This is a genomic window from Embleya sp. NBC_00888 (genome assembly GCF_045207655.1).
Taxonomy (GTDB): domain Bacteria; phylum Actinomycetota; class Actinomycetes; order Streptomycetales; family Streptomycetaceae; genus Embleya.
The window spans coordinates 4,957,846-4,977,583 of the sequence record NZ_CP108784.1 but is presented as its reverse complement, the minus strand read 5'-3'; the positions used below and the strand labels follow the sequence as shown (position 1 = coordinate 4,977,583).

General features: G+C 71.3%; 17 protein-coding genes and 1 tRNA gene. 12 read left to right on the top strand and 6 right to left on the bottom strand.

The features are described from left to right. Positions 1-5: 5 nt before the first annotated feature. Positions 6-590 (top strand): 5-formyltetrahydrofolate cyclo-ligase, encoded by a 585-nt coding sequence (locus OG948_RS21080; protein ID WP_406298019.1) that lies wholly within the window; start codon positions 6-8, stop codon positions 588-590. Positions 591-608: 18 nt separating this feature from the next. On the opposite strand, the gene OG948_RS21075 is transcribed toward OG948_RS21080, so the two are convergent. After that, positions 609-3,821 carry a penicillin acylase family protein gene (locus OG948_RS21075; RefSeq protein ID WP_406298018.1) on the bottom strand — a complete coding sequence of 1,071 codons (3,213 nt, stop codon included), beginning with the start codon at positions 3,819-3,821 and terminating at the stop codon, positions 609-611. 298 nt (positions 3,822-4,119) lie between these two features. Between OG948_RS21075 and OG948_RS21070 the strand changes: the two genes are divergently transcribed. The 6 genes from OG948_RS21070 to mscL all read left to right on the top strand — a co-directional run bounded on the left by OG948_RS21070 (position 4,120) and on the right by mscL (position 10,075). Beyond that, positions 4,120-5,622 (top strand): potassium/proton antiporter, encoded by a 1,503-nt coding sequence (locus OG948_RS21070; RefSeq protein ID WP_406298017.1) that lies wholly within the window; start codon positions 4,120-4,122, stop codon positions 5,620-5,622. A 271-nt stretch (positions 5,623-5,893) separates the two neighbouring features. Further along, the gene (locus tag OG948_RS21065; protein ID WP_406298016.1) at positions 5,894-7,165 is read left to right on the top strand and encodes an MFS transporter; all 1,272 of its coding nucleotides are present in this window, start codon (positions 5,894-5,896) and stop codon (positions 7,163-7,165) included. A gap of 46 nt (positions 7,166-7,211) precedes the next feature. After that, positions 7,212-7,553 (top strand): FmdB family zinc ribbon protein, encoded by a 342-nt coding sequence (locus tag OG948_RS21060; RefSeq protein ID WP_406298015.1) that lies wholly within the window; start codon positions 7,212-7,214, stop codon positions 7,551-7,553. A 3-nt stretch (positions 7,554-7,556) separates the two neighbouring features. Then, positions 7,557-8,396, top strand: coding sequence for an S-methyl-5'-thioadenosine phosphorylase (locus OG948_RS21055; protein ID WP_406298014.1), 840 nt, complete (start codon positions 7,557-7,559; stop codon positions 8,394-8,396). Between the two features lie 362 nt (positions 8,397-8,758). Then, positions 8,759-9,466 carry an SAF domain-containing protein gene (locus OG948_RS21050; protein WP_406298013.1) on the top strand — a complete coding sequence of 236 codons (708 nt, stop codon included), beginning with the start codon at positions 8,759-8,761 and terminating at the stop codon, positions 9,464-9,466. 126 nt (positions 9,467-9,592) lie between these two features. Beyond that, complete coding sequence (mscL, locus tag OG948_RS21045; RefSeq protein ID WP_406298012.1) at positions 9,593-10,075, top strand: large conductance mechanosensitive channel protein MscL; 483 nt, start codon at positions 9,593-9,595, stop codon at positions 10,073-10,075. A 184-nt stretch (positions 10,076-10,259) separates the two neighbouring features. On the opposite strand, the gene OG948_RS21040 is transcribed toward mscL, so the two are convergent. The 4 genes from OG948_RS21040 to OG948_RS21025 all read right to left on the bottom strand — a co-directional run bounded on the left by OG948_RS21040 (position 10,260) and on the right by OG948_RS21025 (position 14,162). Then, complete coding sequence (locus tag OG948_RS21040; protein ID WP_406298011.1) at positions 10,260-10,457, bottom strand: hypothetical protein; 198 nt, start codon at positions 10,455-10,457, stop codon at positions 10,260-10,262. Between the two features lie 35 nt (positions 10,458-10,492). After that, on the bottom strand, positions 10,493-11,470 hold the full coding sequence (locus OG948_RS21035; RefSeq protein ID WP_395864211.1) for an RNA polymerase sigma factor RpoD/SigA: 978 nt from the start codon (positions 11,468-11,470) through the stop codon (positions 10,493-10,495). A gap of 354 nt (positions 11,471-11,824) precedes the next feature. After that, a complete protein-coding gene (locus OG948_RS21030) occupies positions 11,825-13,354 on the bottom strand; it encodes an MFS transporter (protein WP_406298010.1) in 1,530 nt (509 codons plus the stop codon). A 34-nt stretch (positions 13,355-13,388) separates the two neighbouring features. Beyond that, the gene (locus OG948_RS21025) at positions 13,389-14,162 is read right to left on the bottom strand and encodes a GNAT family N-acetyltransferase (protein WP_406298009.1); all 774 of its coding nucleotides are present in this window, start codon (positions 14,160-14,162) and stop codon (positions 13,389-13,391) included. Between the two features lie 218 nt (positions 14,163-14,380). Between OG948_RS21025 and OG948_RS21020 the strand changes: the two genes are divergently transcribed. Together OG948_RS21020 and OG948_RS21015 are read left to right on the top strand one after the other, a co-directional pair. Then, positions 14,381-14,710: a cupin domain-containing protein gene (locus OG948_RS21020; RefSeq protein ID WP_395864216.1), complete on the top strand. Its 330-nt coding sequence runs from the start codon at positions 14,381-14,383 to the stop codon at positions 14,708-14,710. A gap of 72 nt (positions 14,711-14,782) precedes the next feature. Continuing rightward, a tRNA-Arg gene (locus OG948_RS21015) sits at positions 14,783-14,855 on the top strand. A 62-nt stretch (positions 14,856-14,917) separates the two neighbouring features. On the opposite strand, the gene OG948_RS21010 is transcribed toward OG948_RS21015, so the two are convergent. Then, positions 14,918-15,904: a trypsin-like serine peptidase gene (locus OG948_RS21010; protein WP_406298007.1), complete on the bottom strand. Its 987-nt coding sequence runs from the start codon at positions 15,902-15,904 to the stop codon at positions 14,918-14,920. A gap of 495 nt (positions 15,905-16,399) precedes the next feature. Between OG948_RS21010 and OG948_RS21005 the strand changes: the two genes are divergently transcribed. The 3 genes from OG948_RS21005 (at position 16,400) to OG948_RS20995 (ending at position 19,703) form a co-directional block, all read left to right on the top strand. Beyond that, positions 16,400-17,947 carry an ATP-binding protein gene (locus OG948_RS21005; RefSeq protein ID WP_406298005.1) on the top strand — a complete coding sequence of 516 codons (1,548 nt, stop codon included), beginning with the start codon at positions 16,400-16,402 and terminating at the stop codon, positions 17,945-17,947. After that, positions 17,880-18,365, top strand: coding sequence for a Rieske (2Fe-2S) protein (locus OG948_RS21000; RefSeq protein ID WP_406298004.1), 486 nt, complete (start codon positions 17,880-17,882; stop codon positions 18,363-18,365). Before OG948_RS21005 ends, OG948_RS21000 begins: the two co-directional genes overlap by 68 nt. A gap of 144 nt (positions 18,366-18,509) precedes the next feature. Continuing rightward, positions 18,510-19,703, top strand: a complete 1,194-nt coding sequence (locus OG948_RS20995; RefSeq protein WP_406298003.1) for a cytochrome P450 — start codon at positions 18,510-18,512, stop codon at positions 19,701-19,703. Positions 19,704-19,738: the final 35 nt, after the last annotated feature.

The window sequence follows — 19,738 nt, the reverse complement described above, 5'->3', positions numbered from 1 at the left end:
ACAGCATGAAGGACATCCTCAACGACAAGGCCACGCTGAGGTCACAGTTGTTGCACTCACGGTCACTCATGGGGTCGGATCGGCGTGTCGCGGCGTGTCGCGCGCTCCGCGACGCGCTCCTCGCGCTCCCCGAGGTGGTCCGCGCCGAGACCGTCGCGGCCTACGTTCCGGTGGGCTCCGAGCCGGGCGGGCGGGATCTGGCCGAGGACCTCGCCGCCGGATCGACCCGGCGGGTGCTGCTGCCGGTGCTGCTGGCGGACAACGACCTGGATTGGGCCGTGTACGAGGGGCCGGCGTCGCTGGTGCCGGCGAGCCGGGGGCTGCGCGAGCCGATCGGACCGCGGCTGGGCGTCGAGGGCGTGCGCACGGCGGATGTCCTGGTGGTGCCGGGGCTCGCGGTGGACCGCCGGGGTCTTCGGCTCGGGCGTGGCGGCGGGTCCTACGACCGGGCGCTGACCCGGGTGCAGGCGGCGGTGACGGTGGTGTTGTTGTACGACGACGAGGTGCTCGACCGGGTGCCGGCCGAGCCGCACGACGTGCCCGTGGACGTCGCGGTGACGCCCGCGGCGGTGTACCGGTTCAGCCGGTAGCACCGCCGCGGGCCGCCGTCACGGCCCGGCGGGGGCCGCCGGAGCGACCGGGTCGCCCGGGACCAGGGCCAGCCGGTGCTTGGCCGCCTTGTCCACCGCGGCGGGCGTGTACGGCCATGCCAGGGTCTTGCCCTTGCGCCACAGGTCGGTCTGGTCGGTGTAGTTGTCGTGCCACACGTGCCCGGAGGCGCCGGTCAGGTTGATCCACCGGGACGCGTCCAGATCGGCCAGGTCCACCACCATCCGCATCGACGGCACGGTGGTCACCTCATAGCCCTGCGCGACGTTCCACCCGGTCGCGTTGACCAGGCCCTCGCCACCGGACATCCGGTACGGCCCACGGTTGAGCATGTACTTGACCACGCCCGGCCCCTCGGTGCCCAGCGTCTGGTTGCGCAGCGTCAGCGTGTGCAGCCGACCCCACGACCAGGTGTCGATGTCCTTGCCGAGCCGGGAGGTGAGGTCCTTCTTCGCCTCGGTCATCGCCTTGTGCAGGAGGCCGTCCCGGGTGGTGATCGCGCCCGGGTTCTTGGAGATGTTCCACCACGGGCTCTCCGGACTGGCCAGCAGCGTGCGCGCGACCTCGTTCCACCGGTCGCCGCCGTCCGGCTGCGCGGTCGAGTCGTCCCGGTCGCCGCACTGCACGTGGTTGGTCGTCGGGTTGCTCGCGCAGTCGTTGTCGGCCCGGACCGAGAACGGCATCTTGTCGCCGAAGGCGAGCATGAGCACCTGGCGCCACACCGCGTTGAAGTACGCCGCGGCCTTGGAGTCCGCGTCGTTGCGCATGTCCCAGTCCTTGAGCAGGTCCTGCGCCTCGCGCACCCACGGATCGTCGATCTTGACGTCGCGCAGGTACGGCACCAGGAACTGCGCGACCGGGTTGACGTCGTCGGCCTGCATCTTCTGCATCGCCGCCGCGTCGATCTTGCCCGGCGCGGTGGTGATCATCTCCTCGATCCGCCGACTGCGGGAGCCGTAGCCCCAGTCGGAGGTCATCAGGTACGGGTACGCCGGCGAGGTGACCGCGTTGTTGGCGGTGACGATGTAACCGTCCTGCGGGTCGTACACGTTCGGCAGCGAGTCGAACGGGATGGTGCCCACCCAGTCGTACTTGGGGTCCCACCCGTACACCGGCCAGCGGCCGTCACCACTGCGCCGCACCGGGATCCTGCCGGGCGCCTGGTAGCCGATGTGCCCCTCGACGTCCGCGTAGATCGCGTTCTGCGACGGCGCGTCGAAGTTCTTCAGCGCGGCCCGGAAGTCGTTCCAGTTCTGCGCCTTGTCGAGCTGGAAGAGCGCGTCCATCGAGGTGCCCGGGTCCAGCGCGGTCCACCGCAGCGCGACCGCGAAGCCCTCCTCGCGCTGCGGACTCGGGTCCGGGATCGGCGCGTCCTTGCCGACGTCCTCCAACTCGTCGGACACCTCGGTCAGGATCGGCCCGTGCCGGGTGGTGCGCACGGTGATCTGCCGATCGGCGCCGCCGGCCACCTTGATCGTCTCCTGGCGCACGTCGACGAACGGCTCGAACTTGCCGCCGTAGAGCACGGTGTCGCCCTGGACCTTCTCCAGGTAGAGGTCGGTCACGTCGGCGCCGAGGTTGGTGAAGCCCCACGAGATCTTCTGGTTGTGGCCGATGATCACGCCCGGCATGCCGGAGAACGTGTAGCCGGAGACGTCGTACTGGCACTTGGGTCCGACCGTGCGGCAGTGCAGGCCCATCTGGTACCAGACCGAGGGCAGCGACGGGGACAGGTGCGGGTCGTTGGCCAGCAGCGGCTTGCCGGTGGTGGTACGACTGCCCGCGACCACCCACGAGTTGGAGCCGACGCCGGAGGACTTCTCGCTGAACAGCGAGGGCAGCTTGGACAACGATTCGGACAGGCCGGTCAGCGCGCTCTGCGCGCTCTTGGAGGGCACCGCGGGCGGCGCGTCCTGGGCGAAGCGCTCGGTCTTGCCGTCCTTGACGATCGCACCGTCGCGCACGATCGGCTTGTTCGCCTCGTACGGGTACGGCGGGTAGAGCTCGTCGATCTGGTTGACCGTCAGCTTGTCGGACAGCAGCGCCCGGTCGATCTCGTCCTGCATGTTGGTCCGCAGGTCCCACGCCATCGCCTTGAGCCACGCCACGGAGTCGACCGGGGTCCACGGCTCGGCCTTGTAGCCGTCGTGCACGAGGCCGAGCAGCGCGTACTCGAACGACGCGTCGGCGCCCTTGTGGTCCTTGAGGTAGGCGTTGACGCCCTCGGAGTAGGCCTGGAGGAACTTCTGCGACTCCGGCGGCAGGGCCGCGTACTCCTGCTCGGCCACCTTGCGCCAGCCCAGCGTACGCAGGAACTTGTCGTTCTCCACCTGACCGGAGCCGAACATCTCGGACAGCCGGCCGGCGGTCATGTGCCGGCGTACGTCCATCTCCCAGAACCGGTCCTGGGCGTGTACGTAGCCCTGCCCCCGGAACAGGTCCTCGGACGTGTCGGCGTACACCTGCGGGATGCCCTTGGCGTCACGGACCACGTCGACCTTGCCGGTCAGCCCCGGAACCCGGACCGTGCCGGAGGCCTGCGGGAACGAGTCGCGCGACAACTGCCAGCCCCACCAGCCGAGTCCACCGATCGCGATGGCCAGCACCACCACCAGGACGATGGCCGTCAACCGGAAGCGGCGCCACGCCTTGGACGGCCCCTTGGGGGTCGTCGATCGTTCCTTGACCTTGGCGGTGGCACCGGGCGCGGGCGCCTCGGCCGGGGCGGCGGGCTCGGGATCGGCGACGGGCGTGGGCTCGGCCGCCGGTGCGGGCACGGGCGCGGACTCGACCCGCGGCGGCTCGCCGACACGCGGCGCGGGTGGCCCGGCGGGAGCGGGAACGGCCGCCGGAGCGGGCGGCTCCGCGTACGGCTCGGGCGGCGAGTAGGGCTCCTGGGCGGCCGGGTAGGGCTCCTGGGCGTACGGCTGCTCCCGGGCGGCGTAGGACTCCTGTGGTGCGTACGGCTCTTGCGGCTGGTGCGGCGCGTACGGCTCGGGCTCGCCGTACGGTTCGGGTTCGTCGTACGGCTCGGACGCGGCTCGGCGTTCACGCTCCGCGCGTTCGTCCGCGCGCCGCTGGGCCGCGACCGGATCCGCCGCGGCCCACTGCGATGTGGGCCACTCGCCCGTGGGCCAGTCGTCCCACCCGGGGGATGAGGCGTCCTGGCCACCGGGGGGCTGCTCCGGGTCGGGCGTCTTCGAGGGAGGCATCAAGGTCCTTATGCGGTCGGTGCGGCAAGGGACACCTTAAAAGCCGAGCGTCCTCGGCATCACAGCCACGGGTACGAGACGGGACCCCTGTGGGGTATGGATCCTTCGCTTTGGTAAAATATTCGCCAGGCGTAGGTAATTCATCGCCGGTTCGCCGGCGCGGCTGGGCTCCCCTTCCCATGGCTCGCTGATTGCCTGCGCATCGCGGTGTCGCCGGCTCTGCCCGTCGTCGCCCTGCCTTCTTGTTCCGCACTCCGTGCGGCCGCCTGGGGGGTGGCCGGACCGACGACCGCCGGAGGTGACGCACGTGTCCGTGCCCGAGCTCAACCAGGTCCTGCTCCTGGGTGCCCTCGTCATGTTGTCCGCCGTGATAGCGGTGCGCCTGGCGACCAGGACCGGACTGCCGAGCCTGCTGCTCTACCTCGGACTCGGGATCCTGATCGGGGCCGACGGCCTCGGCATAGGTTTCGACAACGCCGAGCTGACCCAGACGCTCGGCTACGCCGCGCTGATAGTAATCCTCGCCGAGGGCGGGATAGCGACCAGTTGGAAGGAGATCAGGCCGTCGGTGCCGGCGGCGGCGGTGTTGTCCACCGTCGGGGTCGGGGTGAGCGTCGCGGTCACCGCGTTCGCCACCAGGATCGTGCTGGACGTGGACTGGTCGACCGCGATCCTGATGGGCGCGATCGTCTCCTCCACGGACGCCGCCGCGGTGTTCTCGGTGCTGCGCAAGCTGCCGCTGCCGCATCGGCTGACCGGTCTGCTGGAGGCCGAGTCCGGGTTCAACGACGCACCGGTGGTGATCCTGGTGGTCACGTTCGCCCACGTGGGTCACGTCGAACCGTGGTACGTGATCCTCGGCGAGATCGGCATGGAGCTGACCATCGGCGCGGTGGTCGGCCTCGCGGTGGGCCGGATCGGCGCGTACGGTCTGCGCCACGTCGCGCTGCCGGCGTCCGGCCTGTACCCGATCGCGGTGATGGCGCTGTGCGTGCTCGCCTACTCCGGCGGCGCGCTGGCCCACGGCAGCGGATTCCTCGCGGTCTACCTGACCGCGCTGGTGCTGGGCAACTCGCAGCTCCCGCACGGTCCCGCGACGCGCGGCTTCGCCGAGGGGCTCGGCTGGATCGCCCAGATCGGGCTGTTCGTCCTGCTCGGACTCCTGGTCACCCCGCACGAGTTGGCCGGCGCGATCGTCCCGGCGCTGGTGATCGGCACCATCCTGCTGCTGGTCGCCCGACCGCTGTCGGTGATCGTCACCACGACGCCCTTCCGGATACCGTGGCGCGAGCAGTTGATCCTGTCCTGGGCGGGGTTGCGCGGAGCGGTGCCGATCGTGCTCGCGACGATCCCGATCGTCAAGGACGTCCCGGACGCGCAGCGGCTGTTCAACATCACCTTCGTGCTGGTGGTCGTGTTCACCCTGGTGCAGGGACCGACGCTGCCGTGGATAGCGCGCAAGGCCGGCTTCGCGGGCGAGCAGGAGCCGACCGACCTGGGCGTGGAGTCCGCGCCGCTGGAGCGGCTCCAGGGTCACCTGCTGTCGGTCAGCGTGCCGCCGGGCTCGCGCATGCACGGCGTGGAGGTCGGCGAGCTGCGGCTGCCGCGCGGCGCGGCGGTCACCCTGATCGTCCGCGACGACGAGAGCTTCGTGCCCGAGCAGACCACCGTGCTGCGGCGCGGTGACGACCTGCTCGTGGTGGCCACCGACATGGTGCGCGACGACGCGGAGGACCGACTGCGCGCGGTCAGCCGGGGCGGCAAGCTCGCGGGCTGGTTCGGGGTCAAGGGCGACACGTGAGGTACGATCGGTTGGTTGATTGATTGCCATCGGGGCGCCTCGCGGCGCCTCGATCGCCGATCCCCTCCCCACACCGACTCTGCCTGACGCAGGGCTGGCGTCAGGACCGCACGGCGGCCGGAGCACAGCTTCGGTATCTACCCCGGTGGACGCTTTCGAGGACAGCTCTCGGCGCACCGGGGTTTCCCATGTGCGTCACCAGGTGGCAGGAAGCGACATCCACGATGCCCACGCATCGGACCGCACGACGCGCCCACGAGGAGTGGTGCGCGTGATATCCACATACTCCTCGCTGCTGCGGACCCCGTCCGCCTGGCGTTTCCTGGTGCCCGCGCTGATCGCGCGGCTGCCCTACGCGATGCTCGGCCTGGGCATCGTGCTGTTGGTCAAACACACGACCGGTTCGTACGGCACCGCCGGCGCGGTCTCCGCCGCGGCCGCCGTCGCGCTCGCCTTCGTCGGCCCGCAGACGGGTCGGCTCGCCGACCGCTTCGGCCAGGCCGCCGTGATCGTCCCCGGGGCGGTGCTGCACGGCGCGGCGGTGTCCGCGCTGATCGTCGCCGCGCTCACCGACGCGCCGCTGTGGCTGTTGTTCGTCACCGCCGTGCTCTCCGGCGCGACCGTGCCGCAGATCGGCTCCATGGTGCGGGCCCGCTGGGCCGCGCACCTGGAGCGGTCGCCGCTGCTGCCGACCGCGTTCGCGTTCGAATCGGTCACCGACGAGTTCACCTTCGTGGTGGGCCCGGTGGTGGCCACCTTCCTGGCCACGGGCGTGCACCCGGCCGCCGGGCTGGTCGTCGAGGCCGCGCTGACCCTGATCGGGTCGCTGCTGTTCGCGCTGCAACGCGGCACCGCGCCCCGGCGGGTGGTCCGCACGGCCGACGACGCGCCGCGCGTGTCCGCGCTGCGGATCGGCGGCGTGCGGCTCCTGGTGGTGGCCTTCGTGTGCATCGGCGGGGTCTTCGGGACCGTGCAGGTCTCGGTCACCGCGTTCGCCGAGGAGTCCGGCGTGCCCGGGCTGGCAGGCGCGCTGTACGCGGTCTTCGCGGGCGGAAGTCTGATCGCCGGCGCGGTCTACGGCGCGATCGCCTGGCGACGGGCGGCGCACCGCCGAATGCTGGTGACGTTCGCGCTGCTGGCGCTGGGCACCGCGCCGCTGTGGGCGATCCCCACGGTGGGAATCATGGTGCCCGTCGCGTTGCTGTGTGGACTGGCGATCGCACCCACACTGATCACCGGCTTCACCCTCGTCGACACGCTGGTCCCGGCCGAGGCCAAGACCGAGGCGTTCACGTGGCTGACCGGCGCGATCGGCCTGGGCCTCGCGCTCGGTTCGACGTTCTCCGGAATGCTGACCGACGCGCGCGGCTCGGGCGCCGGATTCGCGCTCACCCTGGCGGCGGCCGGCATCGGCTTCCTGGTGGTGCTCACCGGGCAGCGACTGCTGCGGCCGAGCCCGGATGTGACACCCATTACACCGATGACCGCGACCGTGGTGGACGGATCTCCGGTGAATGCTGCACCATTGGCACTCGACAGGTGAGAGTGCCAGTACCCAGCTGACCTGTCTGTCGAAGGAGGACCAGACCGTGCCGACGTACCAGTACCAGTGCACCGCCTGTGGCGAGGGCCTTGAGGCCGTCCAGAAGTTCACGGACGACGCGCTGACCGAGTGCCCCGCCTGCCAGGGCAGGCTGCGCAAGGTCTTCTCGGCGGTGGGCGTCGTGTTCAAGGGCTCCGGCTTCTACCGCACCGACAGCCGCGGCTCGAGCACGTCCTCGACCCCGGCGGCGACCCCGGCGGCCGCGTCGTCCTCCTCCTCGTCCGACTCGGGCGGTTCCTCGTCCTCGTCTTCGTCCTCGGGTTCGTCGTCGTCCTCTTCGTCGTCGTCCTCGTCCGGCTCGTCCGGTACGACGTCGACGGCGGCCTGACCGATGACGACCGGCGTACTGCCGGCGGGAGTGGCCCCGGCCGAGATCGGCGTGATCGGCGGCTCCGGGTTCTACGCGTTCCTGGACGACGTGGTCGAGGTGCGCGTGGACACGCCGTACGGCGCGCCCAGTGACGCGCTGTTCCTGGGCGAGGTGGCCGGTCGTCGGGTGGCCTTCCTGCCCCGGCACGGCCGCGACCACGCGATCCCGCCGCATCGGATCAACTACCGCGCCAACCTGTGGGCCCTGCGCGCCGTCGGGGTGACCCAGGTGCTCGCGCCGTGCGCGACCGGCGGCCTGCGCGCCGAGCTGGGTCCGGGCACACTCGTGGTCCCCGACCAGTTGATCGACCGCACATCCGGTCGCACCCAGACGTTCTTCGACGGGCTCCCGCTCGCCGACGGCAGCCTCCCGCCGGTCGTGCACACCACGTTCGCCGACCCGTACTGCGCCGACGGCCGCGCGGTGGTCGCCGCCCAGGCGCGCACGTCGGGCTGGGAACCGGTGGACGGCGGCACGCTCGTGGTGATCGACGGGCCGCGCTTCTCCACCCGCGCCGAATCCAAGTGGTACGCGGCTCAGGGCTGGTCGATCATCGGGATGACCGGACACCCCGAGGCCGTACTCGCCCGCGAACTCGGGTTGTGCTGCACCGCCGTCGCGCTGGTCACCGACCTGGACGCGGGCGTCGAGGCGGGCGAGGGGGTCACCCACGCCGAGGTGATGGAGGTCTTCGCGGCCAACGTCGACCGGTTGCGCACGCTGTTGTTCGACGTGGTCGCGGCGCTGCCGAAGACGCGGTCGTGCGCGTGTGGCACGGCGGAGGTCGAGCGACCGGCCTAGGGCGTGTCCGCCCTTGGGGCGGTTGCGTGCGGCCCGCGTGGTGGCCGTGTCGAAGCGTACGAAAGGCCGTCTCCCGGTTCGGGGGGCGGCCTTCGTGGTGCGTGGGGTCGCGTGGCGGGGTGTGTCGCGCGTGGGAAGGAGGGCGGGGGTCGGGCGGGGGTCGAGGTCGGGTCGTCACTCACACGAGTGAACTCGTTGTCCCCAGGGGCGGAGTTGTGCACAGGCGAGCAGACGCTCGGCCGGGGTGCGGCGTCGCGCGGCACGGTGGGAACGCGGCTCGGCCCTCGTTTTCCCGCCCCGGTTCCGACGGGGGTCGGGCCGCACCGTCCGTGCCGTTTCGCGCTGCCCGCGCTGGAGGTGTGATGTCCGCTTCGGGATCGTACGGGTCCTCGCCCGGTTCGACGTTCGGCCCGGCCTTCCGGGCACCGCCCCCGAGCACCCGGCCGCCGTGGCGGCGCGTGCTCGCCCGCCATCGACGCGGCCTGGCCGCGCTGTCCGCCGCCGTCGCGGTGCTCGCGGTGATCGTGGCGGTCCGCCCGGCACCCGCGGCCACCACACCGATCGTGGTGGCCGCGCGCGATCTGGCCGCGGGAAGCACTCCCGGCCCCGCCGACCTGACCCTGGTCGAGATGCCGACGGCCTTGCGTCCGGCGGGAGTTCTGCACACGGTGGGCCAGGCGGCCGGGGTCGCGCTGACCGGTCCGCTGCGCCGGGGCGAACCGGTGACCGACGTCCGGGTGGCCCGCTCCGGCGCCCCGCGCGACCCGGGCACGGTCGCCCTGCCCGCGCGCTTCGCGGACGCCGACGCGGTGGCCGTACTGCGCCCGGGCGACCGGATCGACGTGCTGGCCGCGCCGCCTTCCGACCACCCGGGACCCGCGCGCCTGATCGTGCCCGGCGCGCTCGTGGTGGCCCGGCCGGCCTCGTCCGGCGCCTCGACGGGAGCCCTGCTGATCCTCGAAGTCCCCCGCCCCGTGGCCGCCGAACTCGCGGGCGTGGCAACCGGACCGGCGTTGACCTATACCATCCACAGACTCGCGAACGGCCCTGTTGCGACGGATCGCGAATGACAGCAGACTCGTGCGAATTGTCCTGCTTCGGGGGGTATTCAGTGATTACTACTATTCTCAGTATTGATCATTGATCGGTTCGCCCCTTCGAGGCTTCGACCGATCAAGATCGATGGGAATCAAGCAGTGGGCGGCTTCAAGAAGTTCCTCATGCGCGGAAACGTCGTGGACCTGGCCGTGGCCGTGGTCATCGGCGCCGCGTTCACGGCGGTCGTGACCGCGTTCGTGAAGGGGATGATCAACCCGGTCGTGGGCGCCTTCGGCACCAAGAACCTGGACGGGTACACCACCTGCATCAAGGGCCCGTGCGGGATCGACGCGAAGGGGCAGGCAACCGGCGTGCAACTGCTCTGGGGCTCGGTCCTCGGCGCGGCGCTGACCTTTCTGATCACCGCGGCGGTCGTCTACTTCCTGCTCGTGCTGCCGCTGAACCACATGATGGAAAAGCGCAAGCGGGCCCTGGGTCACGCCGGTGAGAAGGAACTCAGCGACACCGAACTCCTGGTCGAGATCCGCGATCTGCTCGCCGCGCGACTCAACCCCGAGGCGGAAGCGAACCAACCGAACCACGGCGCCACCGGCTCGGGCTCGTCACACTCCGACCTCTGATCGGCGCGCTCCGGCCCCGATCGGCCGACGGCACACACGCCCCGACCCGCACCCACACACCGGCGCGGGCATCGGACGGCTCGGGCAGACGTACGCGAGACGGCGGGCCCGCACCTTCCGAGGAAGGTGCGGGCCCGCCGTCTCGTTCGTCCCCGCCGTCTCGTGTCGCCGGAGTCTCGTGTCGTCAGAGGTGATGCGGCGGCTTGTCGTCCAGGAAGCGGCGCAGGTCCGCCGGGTCGGCGGCCGTGCGCGCGTCGCCCCAGCCGGAGTCGGTCTCGTCCGAACTCACGTCCGGGAGCAGGTCGTCCCAGCCGAACGCGTCCCGCCGCCTCGCTTCGCCCGGCCCACTCGTCGCGCGTACATCCGCATCCGCATCCGCCATCGCACCAGTGTGCCGGCGCCCCGGCGGCACCCGCGTCACGCGGCTTCCAACCCCTGGGCGGTGGCCAGCTCGCGCAGTTCGACGAGCGCCTGCTTCTCGATCTGCCGAATCCGCTCGCGGGTGAGGCCGAGTTGCTTGCCGACCTCGGTCAGCGTGTGCTCCTTGCCGTCCGCCATGCCGTAGCGCGCCCGCAGGATCGTGGCCGTACGGCCGTCGAGCCGACCCACCAGGTCCGCTATCTGTTCGCGCCGCAGCGTCGCCAGGGTGATGTCCTCCGGCGTCAACGGGTCGGTCTCCTGGACCAGTTCGCCCAGTTCGGTCTCCCCGTCGTCACCCACGGGGGTGTCCAGGCTGATCGGGTCGCGCGCCCAACCGATGACGTCCACGACACGCTCGGGGGTGGAGCCCACCGCCTCGGCGATCTCCGCCATCTCCGGATCGCGACCGTGGTCACGGGCGAACTCGCGCTGCACCCGCCGGATCTTGCTCAGTTCCTCGACCAGGTGCACGGGCAGCCGCACGGTGCGCGCCTGATCCGCCATCGCACGGGTGATCGCCTGCCGGATCCACCACGTCGCGTAGGTGGAGAACTTGAAGCCCTTCGCGTAGTCGAACTTCTCGACCGCGCGGACCAGGCCCACGTTGCCCTCCTGAACCAGGTCCAGGAACGGCATCCCGCTGCGCGGGTAGCGCCGTGCGACGGATACCACCAGACGCAGGTTGGCCTGGATGAACAGCTCCTTGGCCTGCGCGCCGCGCTCGATCAGGCGGTCCAGCTCGGCCTGTTCGACACCCTCGGGCACCGCGTCCTCGTCGATCAGCTTCTGCGCGTACAGCCCGGCTTCGATGTCCTTGGACATCTCGACCTCGCGCTCCGCGTCGAGCAGCTTCGTGCGGCTGATCTCGTCCAGGTACACACCGACCGTGTCGCGCTCGACGTCGGCAGCCTTCCGCGTGCGGGAAGCCGCCACTCGCTCGGCGCCCTGTCGGGCCACACCACGTGTAGTCGGCATGCTCTAGCCCTCGCTTTCATTCGCGTTCGTCAGTAATTCGAACGAACGAGAAGCCTGTGATATTCCGTCCGCAGATGTACTGTTGAAAGGTTGGCCGATAGCGGCCCCTGCGAGCGCCTGCCCGGCGTCGGGCCGCCCATGCGTACCGTGGGGGTGCCGCTTGGTGCCTACGATCCGCTCAACGGCCGACGAGGCCCGGATGTTCCTAAGGCACGCACCCGGCCCTGCCCCGGCGATCCCAGGTCGACTCCGCGAGCCGGCATCGATTCGGCGGCGAATGTCGGCTTATCCACTGTTATCCGACGCCATCGACGGACGCGCGCCCGTCGTCGACCGATGCGTTTCGGCCGGCCGTCAGTGCGTGTCCGGCGCGGGTTGCAGGTCGCGCGGGATCAGCCGCCAGGCCAGTCCGGCCGCGATCATCGCGACCACGCCGCCGGCCAGGAAGGTCGGCGTCATGGCGGACGTGAACGCCTCGCCGGCCCGGTCCAGGAGGCTTCCGGTACCCAGCCGATCCGCGACCACCGACGCCTCGCCGATCGACTCGCGCACCGCCGCCAGATCGGCCGGACCCAGGTCCAGATCGGCCAGGTCGGCCCGGTAGAGCGAGGACGCCAGGCTGCCCAGGATCGCGACGCCCAGCGCGGCGCCGAGTTCGTACGCGGTCTCGTCGATCGCCGCCGCGCCGCCGGACTCGGCGGCCGGCGCCGAGGACATCAGCACCACCGACGCGACGGTGGCCAGGGTGCCGACGCCGAATCCGACCACCGCGAGCGAGACGCCCACCAGCACGTAGTCCACGTCCCGGAAGTGCTGCCCGATCCACGGCAGCGCGAGCCCGACGCCCATCAGCGCCAGGCCGGACGCGAGCACGTTCCGGGGCGGGAAGCGGTGCATGAGCGGGGGCACGAACATCGACGCGAGAATCAGCGCGATCGGCGCGGGCAGCAGGTGCAGCCCGGCGGAGACCGGACTGTACCCCTGTACGTACTGGAACCACTGGCTGAGCAGGAACAGCGCCGCGCCCAGCCCGAGCATGCCCAGGAAGATCGCCGTCGCGGCCATGGTGAACGCGCGATGGGTGAACAACCGGACCTGGAGCAGCGGGTTGGCCAACCGCAGTTGGCGGCGCACGAACACGGTCAGGGTCACCGCGGCCACCACCGGCAGGACCCACGCGACGGGATCGGCGGCTCCGGCCTTGCCGAGTTGCTTGATGCCGCCCGCGAGGGTGCCCATACCGACGATCGACAGGCCGACCCCGGGCCAGTCCCACTTACCGGTGCGCGGCGAGCGCGACTCGGGCAGCAGCCACAGTCCGAACGCGATCACCACGACCGCGATCGGCACGTTCAGCAGGAACGCCGACTGCCAGCCGTGCGACTCCACGAGCAGGCCGCCGATGACCGGCCCCAGCGCCATGCCGCCGCCGAAGACCGCCGACCACACGGCGTACGCGAGGGCCCGCTCACGGGCGTCGGTGAACACCTGGCGCAGGATGGTCAGCGTGGACGGCATGATCGCCGCGCCGCCGACGCCGAGCAGCACCCGGGCCGCGATCACGTGCCAGGCCGCGGTGGCCGCGACGGCGAGCAGCGAGGCCAGCGCGAAGATCGCGAAGCCGACCAACAACAGTCGCTTGCGCCCCCAGCGGTCACCGAGCGCGCCGGCGGTGACCAGCAGGCCGGACAACGCGAGCGCGTACGCGTCGATGATCCACAACTGCTCGACCGAATCGGGCCGCAGATCCGCGACCAGCGACGGGAACGCGACGTTCAGGATGGTCGCGTCCATCGCGATGATCAGCAGGCTCCCCGACAGGATCGCGAGCACGGCCCAGCGCGTCGGGTCGAGCTCGGGCGGATGGGTGGTGGAGCCGGCCATGAGACATCCTCAATTCCTATGAGACATTAATGTCTCATTTCGGTGTCATGGTGTCCCCCCGCTCCCCTCCCGGGAGGACGACCTGCATGAACGACGCGCGATGGCGGAACCCGAGCCGCTCGTACACCTTCCGGGCCGGATTGCCCTCGGTGACCGCGAGCCCGATCGAGGGCAGCCCGTCGGCCGCCGCCAGTCCGAGGGCGTGCCGCAACAACCGGCCGCCCAGCCCGGCGTACCGCGGGTCCGGGTCCCGGAAGACCTCGCTGATCCACGGCCCGAGCGACTCGGCGTCGTTGACCAGGACGGCCGCGACCACCCGCCCCTCGTCGACCGCCACGGTGCTGAACCCGCACAGCGGCCCGAGCGTGCGGCCGTCGTACAGATCGTCCACATCCTGTGGATTCGGGTGCTCGGCGCGGTCCGGGTGATCCGGCGGATAGGCGGCGAGCCAGATGTCGTACAGCGCCGACGGCGGCACGGCCGCCGCCGGGCGCGCCTCGATGCCCGCCTCGGTCCACACGGTGTCCCCCAGCTCCGGGCCGAGGTCGCGGGTGTACTGGTGCAGATGGCGGAACAGTCGCCCGCCGGCGGCGAGCAGCACCGCACCGGTCTCCTCGCCGGTCGACACCACCCATCCGGGCAGCGCGGTCAGGATGGCGGGCGCGGCGAGCTCGGCCGGGAGCCGGTGCAGGCGCAGGTCGAGCGCGGCCGGGCGGCCGGACCGGTTGCCCAGCCGATAGTCGGCCACCAGCGATCCGTCCCGATCGAACACGGTCCCGCGGGTACGAACACTCTCGTCTGTGGTCATGAGATTCATTCTTCGATGCGCGAGCAAGTGGATATCTCCTTGTCGGCGGCCTCGAACCCGACCTCGGACACGCGCCCCGACGACGGTCGCGAGCGCGCGTCGCGCGCGAGCGTCGTACGCCGTGCCCATCCGCCCAGCATCACCCGACCCGGGAGTCCCCGCACGCCCGGGCACACCAGAACATGCGCGGAGAGTGAGCACCCCCGAAACTGGCATACATGGACAAAATCTCGCTCCGGACGGCCACCAGGGAGCAACTCGCCTCGGCCCGCGCCACCTCGTCCGGCCGCAGCTCGGTCACCATGCTCGGCGGATCCCGACAACACCTGCGCCAGACCCTGATCGCCCTGACCACCGGCAACTCGCTGGCTCCCCACGAGAGCCCCGGCGAGGCCTCCCTGATCGTCCTCACCGGCCACGTCCGCCTGGCCACCGACGACGAGACCATCGAGGGCACCTCCGGCGACCTCCTCGTCATCCCCCAGGAACCCCACTCCCTCGAGGCCCTCGAGGACTCCGCCGTCGTCCTGACCGTCAACAAACCCTGACCCACGCCAAAGCCGCCGGCCACCCCCTCGACCGTTCCGCTACCCTGTCCTGCGGGACCTCACGGCCCCGAAGCCTCCATAGCTCAGGGGATAGAGCACCGCTCTCCTAAAGCGGGTGTCGCAGGTTCAAATCCTGCTGGGGGCACCCTGGTCGAACAGGCGAGAAACCCCGGCTTCGGCCGGGGTTTCGGTGTTTTCCGGGGTGGGTCAGGTGGTCGGGGACACCTCGGCGGTGCGGGCTCGGTCGTAGAGGGCGGCTATGTCGGGGCCGAAGTAGCTGCTGTAGGAGGTGAGGTCGTCGCCGCCCTCCTGGTAGCCGCCGATCACGCCGATCACCGTGCCGCGGCCGTTGGCGGGGTCGATCTCGGTGAGCATCGGGCCGCCGCTGGTGCCGTTGGGGAAACCCGCGCAGTCGAAGCGCAGTTGGGTGTCGGAGTAGGCCGACGTGGTGTTCTGGCACCCGATCGGCTGGTCCTCGCCGTCCGGGTAGCCGATCAGGCGGGCCGGGCGGGCGGGGGCGGAGTCGAAGTCGACCTGCTCGGCGCCGGTGATCGCCTCGATCCGGTCGTCGGTGCCCGGGCGGCGCACCTGGAGGAAGGCGACGTCGTAGTCCGGGTCCCGGTCGGCGACCCAGCGCGGGTCCACGTCGATCCGGGAGAGCACCCAGGCGCCGTACGGCATCACGCCGTCGTGATAGCCGGGCGCGAACGCGATGTCGGAGGCGAAGGCGTCACCGAACACGCAGTGCGCCGCGGTGACCACCAGGTTCCGGTTCGGGGACCGCACCACGCTCGCCGTGCAGAAGTGTTCGGGATCCTCCCCGTCCGCCACGTGCAGCAGCGCGCCGATCGCCGGGGTCGCCGCGATCGGGGCGGCCTCCAGCGGATCGGACGTCGGCAGCGGCTCGACCTGCGACGAGGACTCCGTGGGCACGGGCGACGAGGACAGCTCGGTGGACGGACCGGCGGGCGCCCCGCCGAGCAGGCTCGCCGCGATCCGGTCGCCCTCGGCCGGGTCCGGCAGGTGGTAGCCGCGGGAGGCGTCACCGGTACCGCGCGACCTCGGATGGCCCGAGATGCGTCCGGTCGACGCGAGGCCGGCCACCACCAGGACCGCGACCACGCAGAAGAGCGCGCCGATCACCACTCGACGCCTGCCCGGGGTCGCCTGGACATCCGGAGTTCGTCGCGACACTCGACCACCATTTTTCTCAGCGGGATACGGCCTCGGCCTGTGGACGCTACCGGGCGGATGGATACCCCGGTGGGGACGAATCAGGCCGATACCCGCACGGTCACGAAGTCGTGACGAAGGGTTCCTTCGACCGTCGCCCCAACGAGTGGGAGGAGGGCGACGGTCGCAGGAATCCCCCGCTGTGCGTCGGCTCGGCGCCGTCTCTCCAAACGCGCCCGGCCGGCCCTGCGACCGTATCCCGAAGATCGACGGCCTCGGCACCCCGGTATGGGTGATTTATGACTGCCTTAAGAATCCGTACGCGGACGGTGCGCGGGCGCATCGTTCCGGGTCACCGGGTGTGCCCCGAGCCCTCGGACGCGGGGGGTCGGGTCATGCCCTCGTGCGCCGCGCCCGGCACTGCCACAATTTCCTTGTTCCACGAAGGGTTCCACGCGGGGGATCCGCGCGGGGGTTTCGCGCGGGCGAGGGCGGGCCGGAGAGGGCGGGGTACCGATGGCGGGTTCCGAGGACTCGTGGTGGACGGTGCGCGCTCGGTTGCGGCTGATCTGGGTGCCGTGCGCGGCGGTGATGCTCGCCACCGTCGCGGCGCTCGTGGTGGGTCTGACGCTGGACGGCGACGCGCGCTCGCGCGGGCTGCTCCTGGTGCTCGGCGGTGATCTGCTGCTCGTGGTCGGGCTGACCGTGCTGATCGAGGCCGCGCTGCGGCGCACCGTCGAGCGGCCGCTCACCCGGCTGGCCGATCCGAACGCGAAGCCCGCGCGCGCCGCGCGCTACGACAGCCGCGAGTTCGATCTGATCGCCGGCACCATGGCGGAGTTGGACGCGCGGGCCCGCACCGCGGAGCAGGAGGCCCGCCGCACGCGGGCCGAGATCGCCCGGCTGACCGAGTCGGTCACGGAACGGGACCGGGCGCTGGAGACCGAGCGCGAGCAGACCCGGGATCTGGTCCGCGCCGGGGAGGAACTGCGGGCCCTGGTCGAGGAACACGCCCGGCGGGCCCGGCTCGCCCGGGCGGACCTGGATCGGTTCGCGCACGCCGCGACGCACGACATGCAGGATCCGCTGCGCCGGATCGTCTCGTTCGGCCGGATGCTCCAGGAGCGCTACCAGGACGTGCTCGATCGGCGCGGCCGGCAGTACATCGACTTCACCATCGACAACGCCCGCCGACTCCAGGTGCTCATCGACGAGATGGTCACCCTCACCGAGGTGGGCCGCTCGCGCGCGGAGAGCGCCCGGGTCGATCTGGGCGACCTGGTCCGGCAGACCTGGCTGGACATGGCGGACCGGGTGGAGGACACCGGCGCCGAGTTGGCGTACGACGAACTGCCGGTGGTGGAGGCGGATCCCGCGCTGTTGGCCACGCTGGTCCAGCATCTGCTGGGCAACGCGGTGAAGTTCCAACGCCCGTACGAGCCGCCACGGGTGCGGATCGCCGCCGAGCGGGTGGCCGACGGATGGCGGATCACCGTGACCGACAACGGGATCGGCATCCCCACCGAGGCGGCGGAACGGGTGTTCGCGGCCTTCCAGCGGCTGCACCCGCGCGAGACCTACACCGGCAGCGGCATCGGACTCGCGATGGCCAAGCGGATCGTCGAACAACACGGCGGCCGAATCGCCGTGGACACCGGGTACACCGGCGGGACCCGGATCGAGTTCACCCTGCCGGACCGCGCCGCCGAACCGGACGAGCCGGAAGCGGCATCGGACCCCGAACTCGCCGACGCCGACCAGCCGATCGACCCGGCCGGCCCCGCCGACCCGGCCGTCGAGAACCCCTCGGCGGACCTCTCCCGGAACCTCTCGCGAGACCTCCGCCAGGACCTCCCGCCGGACCTCTCGGAGGACCTCGATCCGGTTACACCCGTTCGCTTCAGCGATCCGTCGAACCACGAGCCGCTCGCGTACGTTTCCGTTGCATCGGCGCCGCATGATCGGCCGGCGCCGGGACCGACGACGGAGGCACCCCATGCGAACGAGCGACCCGAGCACCGAGCCGGCACGCATCGAGCCGACGAGCACCGAGCCGACGAGTAGGGCCGAGCCCACCCGCCGGGTCCTGGTCTGCGGCGCCCTCGTCGCCGCCGCCGGAGCGACCCTGGTGGCCTGCGGTGGCGACGACGACGGCGGCGATGACGCGAAGGACACCGCCCCCGCCGGCGACAAGACGCTCGGCGCGGTCGCCGACGTGCCGGTCGGCGGCGGCAAGATCTACGACGACGCCAAGGTCGTGGTCACCCAGCCCACCGCCGGCGACTTCAAGGCGTTCACCGCGGTGTGTACGCACCAGCAGTGCCTGGTCGCCAACGTCGCGGCCGGCAAGATCAACTGCACGTGCCACGGCAGCAGTTTCGACGCCTCCACGGGCGCGGTCCTCGGCGGCCCGGCCCCTCGCCCGCTCGCCGCGAAGCAGATCGCGGTGAGCAACGGCCAGATCGTGCTGAAGCCCGCGTAACGGCCCACCACCCGCGGCACAGCCCGGCCCGGCCTCGGCCCGGCCCCCGCCCGGCCGGCCGCCGCGGCTATGGTTTCCGCTCCCGCTTCGTGATTGCGTACCCGAGCCCGCCCCGGCCCAGGACGCGATCCGGAGGATCTGCCCATGACGACGACGCCGACGCCGCGACCGAGGCTCGACCTGCTCGACGGCGACTGGTACGCGAACGGCCCCTACGCGGACTACGCGTGGTTTCGCGAGCACGAACCCGTCGCGTGGGACGCGGGCAACGAGTTGTGGGGCGTCTTCCGGCACGCGGATCTCAAGGATGTCGAGGCTCGCAGCGAGCACTTCGTCAACTCCGACCGGAACAAGGGGGGTTACCGCCCGAACCTGCCCGCCGACCCGGCGATCATCGGCCTGGACAACCCGCTGCACAACAAACGGCGCAAGCTGGTGAGCAAGTGGTTCACCCCGCGTGGCGTGCGCGAGTGGGAGGCGCACGTGCGCGAGACGTGCGTGGAACTGCTGGACGCCGCCGTGGCCAAGGGCACCGTCGAGGTGGTCGGCGACCTGGCGTCCGTACTGCCCGCGAAGATGATCGGGCGGCTGCTCGGGTTTCCCGACCAGGACTGGCCGCTGCTGCGGGACTGGTCCGAGCGCACCATCGCGCTCGGCGGCGGACCGCGCTACCTGACCGAGGACGGCCGGGCCGCGGCGGGCGAGTTCATCCGGTCGGCGCTGGGACTGTACGAGACGAAGAAGACCTGCCCGGCGGACGACGTGATGTCGGTGTGGACCACGGCGCGGATCGACGGCGAACCGGTGGGCCCGGGCGATGTGGCGAGCGACTGCCTGCTGCTGCTGGACGGCGGCGCGGAGACCACCCGCACGGTGATCGCCCGTACCTTCCTGTACCTGATCGAGCACCCGGAGCAGTGGGACCTGCTGCGCGCGGGCGCGGACCTCGCGGTGGCCACGGAGGAGTTCATCCGATACGCCACTCCGATCCACAACATGTGCCGGGTCGCCGTCGGGGACCAGCGCATCGGTGACACGGTGATCCCGGACGGACACCAGGTGGTGCTCATGTACGGCTCGGCCAATCGCGACCCGGCGGTGTTCGCCGAGCCCGAGCGGTTCGACGTGACGCGCACGCCCAACGACCACATCACCTTCGGCTTCGGCACCCACTTCTGCCTGGGCGCGCCGTTGGCCCGGTTGGAGATCCGGGTCTTCTTCGAGGAGCTGCTCGCCCGGGTCCGCGAGCTGCGCCCGGTGCCCGGCAGCGCGGTGGTCCAGATGCCGAACGCGTTCGTGTACGGGATCCGCGAGGCGCATGTGGAGCTGATCGGCTGAGCCGGGCCGGCCGCGGGCGGACGGGTCCCGTCCGG